Genomic DNA, 15,488 nt, shown 5'->3' with positions numbered 1-15,488 from the left:
TAAAGCAGAACTTTGTGTTAAATAATTGCCAACATAAAATGAATGTGTAACAGAACAGCCGACCCCAGTGTAAAGGGATTCAGGATTCACTGTATACTAATGTAAAGCAAGCATTTTATTTAGTGGTTCTTTAGGATAGGCGAGCAAATAATGAGTCAACCCGAAGCGATCTCTCAGTCTGTTTTACCGGCATGGGTGGATTCAGCATTATTCAAAGGCATGTTGCGTGGCATAGAGCGGGAAAGCCTGCGTATGCAGGGCAATGGCTTTTTATCACAGGCCGATCATCCCGAAGCGCTTGGCTCAGCCCTGACCCATCCGCATATTACCACTGACTATTCCGAAGCGCTGATGGAATTCATTACCCCGCCACAGCCGGATATTCCTCAGGCGCTGAATTATCTGGCAGATATTCATGCTGTGGTTCATCGTCATCTTGAGCATGGTGAAAAGCTGTGGCCATTATCCATGCCCTGTATGCTGGATGAAAAGGAAGAGAATATCCGGCTGGCACAGTATGGCAGCTCCAATATCGGGCGCTTTAAGACACTTTATCGCCGTGGTCTGGGCGTGCGCTATGGCCGCCATATGCAGACTATTTCCGGGGTGCATTACAATATTTCTTTTCCGGATCAGCTCTTTGAGACATTGCAGCAGCATGAAACAGATGAGGCGCTCAGGGCACTGAGCCTACAGGATTACCGCAGTCACCGTTACTTGGGGCTGATCCGTAACTTTATCCGCCTGTTGCCCCTGACCATGTATCTGGTGGGTGCAAGTCCATCAGTATGTAAGTGTTTTATGACCGGGCGGGAGCATCATCTGTTGCCGCTGATCAAGGGAACCCTGTTTCTTCCGGATGCCACCGCACTGCGGATGGGCCGTTTTGGTTACCAGAATTCGGCACAGAAACAGTTGGGCATTTATTATAATCATTTAAAATGCTATATCGAAGAGCTGCAAAAAGCAGTACATACCCCGTATGCGCCGTTCAGCGATCTGGGGTTGAATGATGCCACGGGTGAGCCCATCCAGATTAATGACCATGTGCTGCAGATTGAAAATGAATATTACAGCCTGGTCCGCCCCAAACAGGTTCCGGCATCCGGGGAAACCCCTTCCGAGGCCCTGGCAAACCGGGGTATTGGCTATGTCGAATTACGTGCGGTGGATGTTAATCCATACAGTCCGATCGGAATTGATGAAAACACAGCCGGATTGCTGGAGGTACTGGCGTTGTATTGCCTGTTGAAGGACAGCCCGGCTTTACTGGACGATGAACTTGATCTGATTGAACAAAACCAGACGGAAGTGGTCAATCGTGGTCGTGCACAGGATGCCTGTATTATTGATATGGGTGTCGAATATTCATTTGCAGCGTGGGCACAGGCGCATATTGGTGCCATGCAGCCGCTGGCAGTATTGCTGGATCAGACGTACAGTACTGCGTTATATACAGATGCGCTGGCAGTCATGCAGAAACGAATTGATCATGTTGATGCAACGTTGTCAGCGCAGGTGATTGAAGACACCATAAAGCACGGTGGAACCTGGAGTTTCGGAAGTTTTATGGCACATCAGCATCTGCACAGCTATGAACAACACCCATTAAGTGCTGAGACCCGGCAGTATTTTGATGGACTGGCGCAGTCATCGCTGCAACAGCAGCAACAGCTTGAGCAGGATACCCTGATCAGTTTTGATGACTATCTGGCGGGCTTTAGGTAAAAATGAAGAGGTAAATTCTCATGCAATGGCACAATTATCGCTTTGTGAGTGGTTTTTTACTGTTGGCAAGTGTTGCAGGTATGGCGTTTGCATTGTACCTCGAGCATGTACAGGGACTTGAACCCTGCCCATTGTGCGTGTTTCAGCGGGTTGGGCTGATTGGTCTGGGGCTGGTTTCACTGGTGGCTTTTGTACATAATCCGGGGAGTGGTTTTTTCCGGCGTTTCTATGCCCTGCTGGGGGGCCTGGCCATTCTGTGGTCAGCAGCGGTTGCAGCCCGTCATGTGTGGTTGCAGCATTTACCGCCGGATCAGGTCCCCAGCTGTGGTCCCGGACTGAACTACTGGCTGGACACCCTGCCGTTGAAATCTGTTTTTGAACAGGTGTTAAAAGGTTCCGGGGAATGTGCCGCGATTGACTGGACGTTTCTTGGACAGTCTTTGCCGGTGTGGTCATTGCTGTTTTTTAGTCTGCTGGCTCTGGTCAGCGTGTGGCAGCTGTTGCGTAAATATCCGGCTTAGGGTGTACAGCAGGTCACTTAGGTTTCCACAATTCCTGCCATATTTTCAAGATTAATCATATATCTACAAATCTGTTCCGGCGCCAGTTCGCTATGATGCGGGTAAAACCATTTGACAATCTGCTCAGCCACACTGGCATGATACTGAATGTCCAGATGGTTCAGTCCATGAAAAACCGCTTTATGTGATTCAGGCAATTTCAGCTGATAGCGTGGATTGGGATGTTCACCCAGCGCACTTTTTACACTGACCAGATAATCACCCATAATTTCCAGGGGACGATTCTGCCGGTTTTCAAACTCCAGTGTGCCGGCCACCAGATAAGTGTTGATATGCGAAGGCAATGGTGCCGGTTTACGGTTGTCATCCAGTTGGCCAATCCGGGCAGTATTATGTTCCCAGTCGTCATCACGGACACTGCCATAACGCAGGTCCAGAATGCCATTACTGCGGATATTCATGATATGACTGATCAGTTTAATAATGGGGAATCGTCCGATTTTATCCTGTAAGGCAAAACCGAGACGTTCCAGTACCGCACCATGATGTGGAGAACCCAGGCAAACCAGGTTTTCCGTCATATGAAACCATTGATATATATTCTGTTTGCCATAGAACAGCGCACTGCGGCAGACCAGTCCGCCCATGCTGTGTCCGATCAGGTCAATACTGGTAATACGTGGATTGTGTTTGACCAGATCCTCCAGGATATTGGCAAACGTGTGGCCATTTGCAGAGATACGACGTCCGGTGTTGTAATGCAGATAAAGCATGGTGTTGTTATCACGCTGAGCCAGCAGTTTTTCACCGATACCGCCATGGTGGCGATGGGACCAGTCCAGATGGTTCATACATAGACCGTGTACAAAAATTACTACTCTGCCGGCCAGGTCGCCCTGTTGCAGACTGCCGTAGTGATCATAAAGTGCAGCGGGCAGGGCCAGTGGATTATGGGTACTCAGCAGATAATCTCCCAGCAGACCATTCAGAATGCTGACCAGCATGGTCATGGTGGGGGTCATGGGTCTGTTATGCAGACGGGGGAAACGTTCAATAATTTTTCGTAGCCCGGGCGCCAGCAGATAGTGTCCATAGTTTTGCAGGGTACTGAAACCGAATTGATTAAATTTTTCGATGTAGGGACGGGTCTGTAACTTTCTGGCCTTGTTTTTACTCAGTCCAAAAATATCGAGTAAGACTTCACGTTGCAGCGTATTCAGCAGATCCTGTACAACCCCATTGAGCGGAGTGCTGACCAGCTGGGCCATTCCCTCCAGCACGTCTGCCTGGCTGGGTGGAGAACGGTCCCATTTACAATAGGTTTCGTGCAGTGGGGTTAAACTTGGCATAGCGTCATCCTGATTGATATTTTCATACCAGAGACTTTCTTTTTGGTGTCGATCAAGGTATAAAATTCAGTATATTCATTTTTTAGATGTTCATCCTGAGTGGTTTTTAAGATAGCGGTATTTGCTTTTCAGTTTTAATTTTTTTGTCCGACAATAGGTTTGTTACTTATAAATTAAAACAATTATGTGATAACTCTCACAACAAAACAGGACATTTAAACGCAAAAAGCAATCGATCCAATATGAATATTATCTATTTACATGGTTTTAAAAGTAGCGCTTTATCCATTAAAGGGCAACAGTTAAGCGATTATTGCCAGCAGCATACGTCGCACCGGGTGCATTTGCCTGATCTGAACCTGCCACCGAAGGATGTGATGGCTAAAGTGTCCGACTTAATGCTGCACCTGGATAATGTGGCATTACTGGGCAGCAGTCTGGGGGGCTTTTATGCGACACAACTGGTCGCACAGCATAATGTACCGGCTGTGCTGATTAACCCTGTCGTGCAACCATGGCAACTGTTCTGTGACCTGTTCGGTGCTGCACATATGCCCTATAAAGTGACGGATGAGTGGACCCTGGACCATGCACAACTGGAAGATCTGAAGCAGATGGCGGTGCCCTGGGTGAGCAATGCACAAAAAATACTGGTTCTGTTACAGCAGGGCGATGAAGTTCTGGATTATCGTGATGCACAGCATTATTATGGTCGCCCGGCACATACATCGCTGATCATGACGGACATGCATGGCAGTCATGCAATGCTGGATTTTGCAGAGAAGATCCCCATGCTGCTGGAATTCTTATCCTATTCATCAAAGGAAAACCCATAACGTGTCTCAATATACGGCCCAATCACTTGAAGTTTTATCTGGCCTGGATCCGGTACGCCGTCGCCCAGGCATGTATACCGATACCACACGTCCAAATCATCTGGCTCAGGAAGTGATTGACAACGCGGTCGATGAAGCACTGGCCGGGCATGCCAGCAGGATTGTCGTCACGGTATATCAGGATGGGTCCTTATCGGTTGAAGACAATGGCCGGGGCATGCCGGTGGATATTCACCCGGAATATGGGCAAAGCGGCATTGAAATCATTCTGACCAAATTACATGCCGGTGGTAAATTCAGCACCGATAATTATCAGTTTTCAGGCGGCTTGCATGGAGTGGGAATTTCAGTGGTCAATGCACTTTCCACCCGGGTGGAAGTACAGGTACAGCGTCAGGGCAATATTTACCGTATGGCGTTTGAACGGGGTGAGCCGGTTGCGCCGCTTGAAGTGCTTGAGGCTAAGGTGGCAAAACGTGCCACAGGCACAACAGTACGTTTCTGGCCGGAAGAAAAATATTTTGATTCTCCAAAATTTGCGCTCAAGGTACTGAAACATAACCTGAAAGCCAAGGCAGTGCTGGCGGCCGGTTTACAGATTATCTATATTGATGAAATAAACCATGAGCAGGTCGAGTGGCAGTTTGAAAATGGTCTGGTTGACTATTTGATGGATGAACTGGAGCAGCGTGAGATTATTCCCGATCCTGCTTTTGTGGCCACCGGTGAAGCAGAGCGTGCCAGTGCCGAGTTTGCAATCTGCTGGAATGCGGATGGCGGTGAGCAGATCCAGGAAAGTTATGTCAATCTGATTCCAACCGCCCAGGGCGGAACCCATGTCAATGGCCTGCGTTCCGGTGTAACCGAAGCCATGCGTGAGTTCTGCGAGTTACGTAATTTACTGCCGCGTAATCTGAAACTTTCTGCCGAAGATGTCTGGGATGGGGTCAATTATATTTTGTCCCTGAAATTTCAGGAGCCACAGTTTTCCGGACAGACCAAGGAGCGGCTGTCCAGTCGGGAAGCGTCCGGCATTGTGCTGAATATTGCCAAGGATGCCTTTGCATTGTGGCTGAATCAGAACTCTGAGGTGGCCATGCAGCTGGCGGAGCTGGCGATTGCCAGGGCGGGACGCCGTTTAAAGGCGGCCAAAAAAGTGGAGCGGAAAAAAATTGTGTCGGGACCTGCGCTGCCGGGTAAGCTTGCGGACTGTGTGGGGCAGACCCGTGAAGAATCGGAACTGTTCATTGTGGAAGGAGATTCTGCAGGTGGTTCTGCCAAACAGGCACGTGATAAGAATTTTCAGGCCATTATGCCCATTCGCGGAAAAATTATGAACACCTGGGAAGTCTCATCCGATGAGGTGCTGGCCTCTCAGGAAGTGCATGATATTGCCATTGCCATTGGTGTGGATCCAGGCAGTGACGACCTGTCTGAACTGCGTTATGGCAAGGTCTGTATTCTGGCTGATGCAGATTCGGATGGGCTGCACATTGCGACTTTATTGTGCGCTTTATTTGTGAAGCATTTTCATAGTTTGGTTGAAGAAGGGCATTTATTTGTTGCCATGCCGCCGTTATTCCGTATTGATGACGGCAAGGACGTGTATTATGCGCTGGATGATGGAGAGTTAGAAGCTATCTTAAAGAAAGCCAAGAGTAAAAATCCACAGATTACCCGCTTTAAAGGATTGGGCGAAATGAATGCTGGCCAACTGCGGGAAACCACGATGGATCCGAATACCCGCCGCCTGGTGCAGCTGGATCTGGATGACATGCAGTTTACCGCAGGTTTACTGGATAAATTACTGGCGAAAAAGCGCTCTGCTGACCGGAAACACTGGCTGGAACAAAAAGGTAATCTGGCTGACCTGGTGGTCTAAGCCGGATACTTCTGTATCCGAATCACTGAAATCTGTCAGACTGAAAGCAAAAATGTGATTTTTTCTTTCAGTTCTGGCTCAAGTATCATGTTCACTGATCTGTCTGATTTTTTTAAACACTTTTTCTGAGTCGGTCTGAGACAGATGAATCCTGAACAGTGACTCAAGCATCTGCTCGAGATCCTGCTGTGTTTCTATGATCTGCTTACTTGAGCCATGCTTGCCATGAATCTGCAGCGTATTATTTTTCAGGGCAATTCTTGCTTCTGAGGTGACGCGGGCCAGCATCAGCTGCCGGGTAAATAAGGATTCAGGTGATGTTGAAATATACCAGTTGGCTAAGGACGCATCAGATGCCGATGCGCTCTGTTCAGGATTGATGGCATAGATATTGACCCATTCATCGCGGACATAAGTCTGCAGCATCAGTTTCATTTCAGTGAGTGCACTGTTCTGTATCCCGCTATCTTCCGCCGCAATGAAACGATAAGGTTCCAGCGGTGCGGACTGGGACTGTCCGGTCTGTTGCAGTGACAATACCTGATTGGGGGTCATACCGCCAAAGCCGGGATCAAATAAGAATAAGCCTTCCTCCAGCTGGATAATGGTGACCAGGTGGGTCCGCACAGGAGCAGCCTGAATTCCGGTTTGCTGATAATAAACACGGCCCAATGTGTTATAAGCCTGATAGCCAAGCTCATTTAAAACAAGTTGAGTCAGCGTATTGTGCTCCAGGCAGTAGCCTTCCCGTCCTTGTACCAGCAGTTTGTGCACAATATCCGGCACGGCAAGTGAAACCTGATCATTCAGAAATGAAGCCAGGTTTCCAAACGGAATATTCTGTAGATGCAGGGCTAAAAGCTTTTTCAGGTTTTCCAGGTCCGGCACGATTTCCTGCTGGATTCCCAGTTTTTTCAGCCAGGCTGAAGAGATGTCGGAAGGAGGGAGGGGAGTGATCACTGCTGATAGTCCTGCCTTAAATTGTGTCACCATGTCCTTTCCATGCATCAGAAAAAAGATGGTAGTTGAGTTCATGATTTTATGATGACCTGTCGTGGTCATGAATTCAAATGGTTCTTTATAGTCAACCTGTCAAAAAACTCATACACATGAATATCATTTCTCTTAATTAATATTTTCAATCAAATCATATGTATGAATAATTAGGTGGTTTGACTATATTGTTATGATGCAGTACCTGAAATATACAATTTCTTTTACTCATTTTTTGATTTATATTCCAGACCACCTGTCCGAAAAAACAGCGTATAAAGCCAGTCTAAAAAAAGAAAAACAGATAAAATACTGATTAAAATAAATACACTATTTTGAATATAATGATCTGTAATAAAATGTCTGTAAAGAATTATTACCATTAAAATTAAAATGATGCTGGATCAAACAGCAATCCTGTTTCTATAATGCAAACAAGGAAAAATGACTTTATCTTCAAAGCAACAAATGCATGTGTATTCACTCAATGACTTTGTAAGAGTAAAAAGTGGAAAAAGGTATTCTCATTACATCTGGCGGCGGATATATCAAAATCGAAGGTGGAAATATTGAAATTGCCTGTCCGGGTCTAATGGAACTTAAAGCAGGCCAGGTAAAAATCAGTGGTGGCGCATCACTTTCCAGTCAGCTTCCAGCAATGCCTGAGTTGAAATTCAACTATGACGAACATTTTATTTTGCACTGGCCAGATGGAGAACCTGCAAGAAACCTTAAGTACAAAATCACGGCGGAAGATGGGCAGGTTTTTGAAGGGGTTTCTGGTGAAGATGGTAAAACGGATGTTTGTACAAAAGACGTAATGGCCGCGCTGAATATTGAAGTATTTACAGAAGAATGAGATTGCGAATGAAACTATTTAAGTACTTAACGCTGTGCATAGTTACAGCAGTTTCTTTTAGTGCTTGTTCAAATGTTGAGAAACAGAAAGAAGGAATTCAAATGATTGATTATAGCAATCCGAAGAAAGTATGTTTTGGTCGTATTGAAGTAACAGTCCCAAAAGAAACACAGGTTGAATATAGCAACTTTAACTACAACGGCAGTCGTATTGAAGTTTTGGAAGATATAAAAAATTACGATGCTTTTAAAAAATTGATTGATGATAAAATTCAATACTTAAAGCATGAACCTCATGAGACTGAAGGGGTTTTATTAAAGCAAGAAATACAGGGTCCTATAGACCCAATTGGCCGTTCTGTAAGTCATATTATTGTTTTTAGAGATGGGAAATATGTTACATCTTCATATGAAGTCTATGGGTATTTATATCTTAGACCTAATAAATTTTTGATTTTAAAAAGTGGTGCAAGTAATGAATATCTTGAACGTTCTATTCAGCGGATGCAACATAATTTAAAAAGTATAAAAATAAGATCAGCTAAGGGTGAGGAACAGGCTGGTCTTTGCTGGAAAGAGTTTTTTATCATAGACGATATGAGCAAAAATATCCCATTTACAGGAGGATATTTACACTTTAGATTTCCTGGCTATCCGCGAGTTAGAGTGGATATAAATCATCGGGTTCGGTTGGAATCAGATCGACCTTTGATTGAAATGGTGAAAGAGAATGAAGCCAATGCTCCTTTGATTTTTAAGACAATGATGAGCACAAAAAACCTAAGGGAACAGGAAAAAGTCATCAATGGTTTGGCAGGTGAAGAGATATTCGGTCATGCACACCGTAGAGGTTTTTTTGAGCGCGGTTTTGAGTCGGCGGCATGGCAGTATTTAGGTTCATTAGAGAATGATAATGATCCCTTTATTCATTACAGCCTGGAAAGTGCTGAGCTGGTCCATAGTGATGAAGCATTACAGTCAACGATCAGCCAAAAAGCTGTATTTCAATTGCATGATTTTATTTTGAATAGTCTTCAAATCTCACCAAATAATAAGAAGGAGCAATAAGATGGTGAACAAGGTAATTGCTCAAGCAAGCTCAGCAACCAGTCCAAGCAGCAATAAAACAGGAACTTATGTTGAGATTCCATTACTCGACACCATTCCCATTATCTTTGTCCCAGGAATTATGGGGTCAAATATTTTTAATACATCTCTCAGAAAACCTGTCTGGAAGCTGGGAAATGGCGGAAGAATAGTGGGTACGCTCTACTCACAAATGCAAAAAGACCCTGCAACATTACAAACGGAACTGGATCCATTAAATACAAGAGTTGACCCTGATGGAGATATCAAAGTTGATCAGCGACTTAAATTGACAGAAAAAGTACTTAGAGAGCGCTATTGGGGAACGGTACACTGGGACAGTTATGGTGGTATTTTAACTTATTTACAACTTACTTTAAATAATATCGGTTTTGAGGAAAATCCTTCCGCAACTTATGGTGGCGTTATGGGAGGTGGAACGATAAAACAAAGAGCAAAGCCCACAGAAGCTGTTCGGGCATGGCTTAGTTTATTGGATTCCAATGAATTGGGACAATGGAATGCACAAAACCCATTTGTCTCCGTAACAAAAAATGATATTGAACATCTAAAAGCATTCCACTTTCCTGTGTATGCGATGGGCTATTGATCCTAGACAAAATAATGGACACATAGTCCCTCTAAAGATAACGTAACGTTAACTTTGGAGATGTAAAAATGGCTAAACGCTTTAGTCCGGAATTTAAACAGCAAGCAATTGATTATGCACTTTCAAACTCACACGAGTCTGTAGCTGCAATCGCCCAGAAATTAGGTGTGGGTTATTCAACATTAGATAAATGGATTCGTGAGGCTAATCCCGCGGGTTCAAGCAAACGTCAACTCTCGCCAGAACAACAGCGTATTCTCGATTTAGAAAAAGAAGTCAAACAACTCAGGGAAGCCAATGATATTTTAAAAAAGGCGCATGTGTACTTCCTAACAGATCATGCCAGGAAAAGTACACGGTAATCCAGGGTCTGGCTATGACTGAAATTACGATTTCGTCTGCCTGTAAATGCCTGGGTGTTAGTGCTTCAGGCTACTATGCTTGGCGAAAGAAACAGATTTACGTCAATCAGAAGTATACTGATTTAACAGTTGCATATTGGCAGCACCATGCTCGCTTAGGAGCACCTTCATTGGTACACGACATGCATGATTCAGGTTACTGCATGAGTGAACGTACAGTTGGAAGGATGTTAAAAAAGCTCGGTTTACGCAGTAAGATTGCACGTAAATATAAGCATACGACTGATTCGAATCATCGTTTGCCGACGGCACCGAATTTATTAGATCGCCAGTTTACAGTCACTCGGCCAAATAGAGTTTGGACAACCGACATAACGTATATCCACACCAAAGAAGGTTGGTTGTACTTATGTGTGATGCTGGATTTATTTAGTCGTCGTATTGTGGGTTGGCAAACCAGCCATCGAATAGACCGTCAATTGGTGTGTGATGCATTTAATTATGCAATGGCTCGTCAGGGGTATCCAACGGGTGTTATGGTGCATTCTGATCAAGGTAGTCAGTATTGTAGTCGTGACTTTAGATCGCTATTATTGACGAATAACTGCATTCAAAGCATGTCTAGACGAGGAAACTGTTGGGATAATGCGGTGACGGAAAGCTTCTTTCATACACTAAAAGCTCATGTAGTTCACGGTAGTGTGCTTACTACCCGAAAAGAGACCAATTCTGTCTTGTTTGAATATATTGAGATTTACTACAATCGAATCAGAAGGCATTCAGCAAATGGCTGGTTAAGTCCTGAAGCCTTTGAACAAAAATATTTTAAGAATTTAGAGGGATCGGCTGTCCACAACACTGTCTAGGATCAATAACTGGTTACAATCCAGTGAAAATGGTGCGGCAATTGTTGCTGGAAAACTGGATAAAATTAAACAGGAGTATGGTACAAGATTTCATAAATTTATTGTGGTCACCCATTCGATGGGCGGATTACTGACACGTCGACTGGTACAATTACGTGGTGCTGATATTGCGGGGGTGGTGCATGGGGTAATGCCTGCTGAAGGTGCAGCAGCAGCTTATCGAAGAATTGTTACAGGCTCAGAAGACGTTGGTGCCTTACCCGCCTATGTACTGGGTAAAAATACTGAGCATGTCACAGCAGTGCTGGCTAATGCCCCTGGTGGCTTAGAGCTATTACCAGGTAAGGCCTATAATAACGGTAAACCCTGGTTATTTTTAAATGGTTCAGGCTTGATGAATGGTAAGGATTTACACACCAATGTGGTTTCTTTGCCTAAAAGTGATCCTTATGAAGAGATTTATAAGGCCGACAAAGTCTGGTGGGAGATGGTTAAGGAGGAGCTGATTGATCCTGCTAATATGGTCAAACGGGATAACCCAGAAAGAAATGTCAAAGATATATATAAAGATAAAATTGATAAAGTGAAAGAATTCCACAACAAAATCACGAATCAATACCATCCATGTACCTACGTCAACTATGGGCATGATCCCAAACATTCAAGTTTTGGGACACTGACATGGACCTTAGACCAGGCATTGCGAGGTTTAACCGCTGAGCAAATGAAAAGATTATCAAGGGTAAGTGCGCAAGAGGTAGAAGCCTATAATCAGGGTGTAGCCAGGGATGCGATGAAAATGGGGCAAAATGCAATGTATTATATGGAAGCCAATACTAAACAAAATAACGGTTTGAGATATATTCGTTTAACCAGCGGAAAATTTGGAACGTTTAAAATATCTGATAAAGACTCAGATGGCGATGGTACGGTACCTTATCAGTCTGGTTGTGCGCCATTGGGTCAGCGTGGTGTAAAACAGGTTTTTAAAATGACAGGTTTTGATCATCAGGGCAGTTATAACGATACTCATGTCAAACGCTCGGTATAGCAAAATGCATTTTTTGAGCTACAATGGGTAAAGTCCTTTAAATTGCTTATCCATATGCCAAAGATATATTCAGAAGATTTACGCCGGAAAGTCATGGAATTCTACCGAAAGAGTGGTCATAAATCGAATACCTGCACAACTTTCAATATCGCCCGGACAACACTGGATGACTGGATTCTGCTTGAACAGCAGACAGGACAGCTGGCTCAGCCTAAACTTGTCAATGTCGGCAGACCTTCAACCATTAAGGATCTGCCTGCTTTCAAAGTATTTGTTGAAAATACAAAGTTCTCACAGGCAAAAGACCTGGTTCCACTTTTTAAAAACCAGTTCGGATATGCAGTTTCCTATGATGTCATACTGGCAACACTTCATAAGCTGGGATGGACGCATAAAAAAAGAGTTTCCTCTACAGGCAGGCCTGTCAAATAAGCAGAACTGTATTTCAGTGGATTCTTCCTCAGTGGGAACAGGAATATGGCAGGGAAAATATTCTGTATATCGATGAATCAGGAATCAATACAACTGACACAGCAGAATATGGATGGTCCATTAAAGGAAAACGCTGTCAGGATTTAAAGTCAGGCGGTCATGGAAAAAGAATGAGCATGATCAGTGCCGTGAGATCGAATGCACCCTACAGCTTTTTGTCACCCCTGGTTTTTCAGGGTTCATGTGACAGACATTTATTTACAGGGTGGCTTGATTATTTATTTCGGAATTTACCCGGGTCAGGGTATCTTTTGATCCTGGACAATGCATCCATTCATAAAGGCCGGGAAATAGAACAGCTTGCTGAAACGTATAATGTACGGATCGCCTATCTTCCGGCATATAGCCCTGATTTAAATCCGATTGAACAGGCATGGTCTGTACTGAAAAGGAAAGTCAGAAATATTGTGAGTCAGCAGAATATTTCCATCTGTGAGGCTCTGGATATCGGATTTAAAGAAATGTAGCTCTTAATTTGCATGTGGCTATACTTTACTCGATTGTGAAAATCATTAAAGAAAATAATATTCAGCCGAAGTTTAGATAAACCTGGATGTGTGTGAAAATTAAAAAACTTCTGCTGACATTCTGGTACATTTTCCTCATGTCACAGGAGTTTAAATTTTCACAGATTATGAAATAAAAAGCCGGGATCAAATAAGAATAAGCCTTCCTCCAGCTGGACAATGGTGACCAGGTGGGTCCGCACAGGAGCAGCCTGAATTCCGGATTGCTGATAATAAACACGGCCCAGTGTGTTATAAGCCTGATAGCCAGGTTTCCAAACGGAATATTCTGTAGATGCAGGGCTAAAAGCTTTTTCAGGTTTTCCAGGTCCGGCACGATTTCCTGCTGGATTCCCAGTTTTTTCAGCCAGGCTGCAGAGATGTCGGAAGGAGGGAGGGGAGTGATCACTGCCATGCTGATAGTCGTCCTGCCTGAAATATGTCGTCATACCCTTTCCATACGTCAGAAAGATGGTCGCTGAGTTCATGATTTTATGATGACCTGTCGTGGTCATGAATTCAAATGGTTTTTTATATCCATCTGAGCAGATTTTTTTGTCAGGGTCGTCAGCAATGGGTCAGAGAAAACAGTCGCAGTAAAAATAAAAAAAGTATGAACTGTCAGACATGGAATCATTTGCACAAAATTTGTGCGTTTTTGTTAATTTTAAGCGCACCTTTATTGTTCGTGATCAAGCCGGGTTGTCCGGAATGGTGCACGAATTCGGCAATGCCGTTAAATGAACCTATTACAGGTTTTTGGTTTGTCAGGCCGGTACAGCGGTGCTGAGTCATGCATTAAACTGTTCATTATAATTAAATTATACTGGCGCTGAGTACAGTGGAAATACAGAAATCTGATGCTGGCATAAAAATTGAATAAATGAATCCACATAGAAAAGTGAATCAGTAATAAAGATGAACGCATATTTAAAAATGCACCAAAAAATCTGGAGAAATTTATGATGTTTCAGCACAGCATGCTTTCAAAAACGCTTCTTGCCGCAGCAATGATGGGGAGCATTGCATTAGCGGGTTGTTCCAGACCTACAGAAAAGACAGACAACAGCGCCGCGACAGCAGGCAAAGCGTCGGCTGCAGGTGGTGACACCATTAAGGTGGGTATTCTGCATTCACTTTCAGGCACCATGGCTATTTCGGAAACGTCACTGAAAGATACGGCATTAATGGCGATTAAGGAAATTAATGCCAATGGTGGTGTCATGGGCAAACAGCTGGAGCCGGTTGTGGTGGACCCGGCTTCAGACTGGCCTTTATTTGCTGAAAAAGCCCGTCAGTTGATTACCCAGGATAAGGTCGCGGTCATTTTTGGTTGCTGGACTTCAGTGTCACGTAAATCGGTGCTGCCGGTGGTGGAAGAGCTGAACGGCTTACTGTTTTATCCGGTGCAATATGAAGGTCAGGAACAATCAAAAAATATTTTCTATACCGGCGCTGCGCCTAATCAGCAGGCGATTCCTGCGGTTGAATATCTGATGAGCGAAGAAGGCGGTAAAGCGCAACGCTTTGTTCTGCTGGGGACCGATTATGTCTATCCACGGACCACCAATAAAATTCTGCGGGCCTTCCTGAAATCCAGAGGCGTGGCAGATGCAGACATTATGGAAGAATATACGCCATTTGGTCACAGCAACTATCAGACCATTGTCGGCAATATCAAGAAGTTTTCTGCCGGGAAGAAAACCGCAGTGATTTCCACCATCAATGGGGATTCCAATGTTCCGTTCTATCGTGAACTGGGCAATCAGGGCATTAAAGCTTCAGACATTCCGGTTATGGCATTCTCAGTCGGTGAAGAAGAACTGCGGGGGATTGATACAAGACCGTTGGTCGGACATCTGGCTGCATGGAACTACTTCATGTCTGTCAGGAATCCTAAAAATGCTGAATTCATTAATAAAATGAAGCAGTATGCTGTGGAATATAAACTGCCAAATGCAGATAAACTGGTGACCAATGATCCGATGGAAGCCACTTATGTCGGCATTAATATGTGGAAACAGGCAGTTGAAAAAGCCGGTACTACGGATGTCGATAAGGTGCGTGATGCAATGGCGGGTCAGACCTTTGCTGCGCCGTCAGGTTATACCCTGAAAATGGATGAGAGTAATCACCACTTACATAAGCCGGTCATGATTGGGGAAATCCGTGCAGATGGCCAGTTTGATGTGGTGTACAAAACACCGGGAACCATTAAGGCGGAGCCGTGGAGCCCTTACATTCCTAAATAGATTCAGTCCATGTCCACGGCATGATTGCTGCTGTGGGCTTTTTTATGGCCTCAATCCCTGAGCGGGATTTTTTCAGGCAACGTCAGGGAGTATGTT

At 44.4% G+C, this 15,488-nt stretch carries 12 protein-coding genes and 3 pseudogenes; 12 read left to right on the top strand and 3 right to left on the bottom strand.

Going from position 1 to position 15,488, the window contains the following annotated elements:
• Positions 1-150 precede the first annotated feature (150 nt).
• On the top strand, positions 151-1,728 hold the full coding sequence (gene gshA, locus ACT6PV_RS14020) for a glutamate--cysteine ligase (RefSeq protein WP_445116884.1): 1,578 nt from the start codon (positions 151-153) through the stop codon (positions 1,726-1,728).
• 20 nt (positions 1,729-1,748) lie between these two features.
• Positions 1,749-2,249 carry a disulfide bond formation protein B gene (locus ACT6PV_RS14015; protein ID WP_445116883.1) on the top strand — a complete coding sequence of 167 codons (501 nt, stop codon included), beginning with the start codon at positions 1,749-1,751 and terminating at the stop codon, positions 2,247-2,249.
• Positions 2,250-2,266: 17 nt separating this feature from the next.
• On the opposite strand, the gene ACT6PV_RS14010 is transcribed toward ACT6PV_RS14015, so the two are convergent.
• Complete coding sequence (locus ACT6PV_RS14010; RefSeq protein WP_445116882.1) at positions 2,267-3,598, bottom strand: PGAP1-like alpha/beta domain-containing protein; 1,332 nt, start codon at positions 3,596-3,598, stop codon at positions 2,267-2,269.
• A 242-nt stretch (positions 3,599-3,840) separates the two neighbouring features.
• On the opposite strand from ACT6PV_RS14010, the gene ACT6PV_RS14005 reads away from it, so the two are divergent.
• Positions 3,841-4,434, top strand: coding sequence for a YqiA/YcfP family alpha/beta fold hydrolase (locus ACT6PV_RS14005; protein ID WP_445116881.1), 594 nt, complete (start codon positions 3,841-3,843; stop codon positions 4,432-4,434).
• 1 nt (position 4,435) lies between these two features.
• A complete protein-coding gene (gene parE / locus ACT6PV_RS14000; RefSeq protein WP_445116880.1) occupies positions 4,436-6,316 on the top strand; it encodes a DNA topoisomerase IV subunit B in 1,881 nt (626 codons plus the stop codon).
• Between the two features lie 78 nt (positions 6,317-6,394).
• On the opposite strand, the gene ACT6PV_RS13995 is transcribed toward parE, so the two are convergent.
• The gene (locus ACT6PV_RS13995) at positions 6,395-7,309 is read right to left on the bottom strand and encodes an arylamine N-acetyltransferase family protein (protein WP_445117129.1); all 915 of its coding nucleotides are present in this window, start codon (positions 7,307-7,309) and stop codon (positions 6,395-6,397) included.
• 432 nt (positions 7,310-7,741) lie between these two features.
• On the opposite strand from ACT6PV_RS13995, the pseudogene ACT6PV_RS13990 reads away from it, so the two are divergent.
• The 7 genes and pseudogenes from ACT6PV_RS13990 to ACT6PV_RS13960 all read left to right on the top strand — a co-directional run.
• A pseudogene (locus tag ACT6PV_RS13990) lies at positions 7,742-8,168 on the top strand (DUF2345 domain-containing protein); the annotation flags it as partial.
• Between the two features lie 8 nt (positions 8,169-8,176).
• Positions 8,177-9,235 carry a T6SS immunity protein Tli4 family protein gene (locus ACT6PV_RS13985; protein ID WP_445116879.1) on the top strand — a complete coding sequence of 353 codons (1,059 nt, stop codon included), beginning with the start codon at positions 8,177-8,179 and terminating at the stop codon, positions 9,233-9,235.
• Between the two features lies 1 nt (position 9,236).
• Positions 9,237-9,863, top strand: a complete 627-nt coding sequence (locus ACT6PV_RS13980; RefSeq protein WP_445116878.1) for a hypothetical protein — start codon at positions 9,237-9,239, stop codon at positions 9,861-9,863.
• Between the two features lie 68 nt (positions 9,864-9,931).
• A protein-coding gene (locus ACT6PV_RS13975; protein WP_445116763.1) for an IS3 family transposase occupies positions 9,932-11,091 on the top strand; the annotation gives its coding sequence in 2 pieces (ribosomal slippage) (positions 9,932-10,178 and positions 10,178-11,091; 1,161 coding nt in all).
• A 7-nt stretch (positions 11,092-11,098) separates the two neighbouring features.
• Positions 11,099-12,142, top strand: a pseudogene (locus ACT6PV_RS13970) (esterase/lipase family protein); the annotation flags it as partial.
• Between the two features lie 54 nt (positions 12,143-12,196).
• Complete coding sequence (locus tag ACT6PV_RS13965; protein ID WP_445116417.1) at positions 12,197-12,574, top strand: helix-turn-helix domain-containing protein; 378 nt, start codon at positions 12,197-12,199, stop codon at positions 12,572-12,574.
• On the top strand, positions 12,571-13,101 hold the full coding sequence (locus ACT6PV_RS13960; RefSeq protein ID WP_445116990.1) for an IS630 family transposase: 531 nt from the start codon (positions 12,571-12,573) through the stop codon (positions 13,099-13,101). Before ACT6PV_RS13965 ends, ACT6PV_RS13960 begins: the two co-directional genes overlap by 4 nt.
• A gap of 176 nt (positions 13,102-13,277) precedes the next feature.
• Here the strand turns inward: ACT6PV_RS13960 and ACT6PV_RS13955 are convergent.
• Positions 13,278-13,555: pseudogene (locus ACT6PV_RS13955) on the bottom strand (hypothetical protein); the annotation flags it as partial.
• A 550-nt stretch (positions 13,556-14,105) separates the two neighbouring features.
• On the opposite strand from ACT6PV_RS13955, the gene urtA reads away from it, so the two are divergent.
• Entirely contained in the window at positions 14,106-15,392 is a 1,287-nt protein-coding gene (gene urtA, locus ACT6PV_RS13950) for an urea ABC transporter substrate-binding protein (RefSeq protein ID WP_445117128.1), read from the top strand.
• The last annotated feature ends 96 nt before the right edge of the window (positions 15,393-15,488 follow it).

The organism is Acinetobacter sp. WZC-1 (assembly GCF_052544965.1).
Note: the sequence above shows the minus strand (reverse complement) of the source record. Positions and strands in the feature narration are given on the sequence as shown.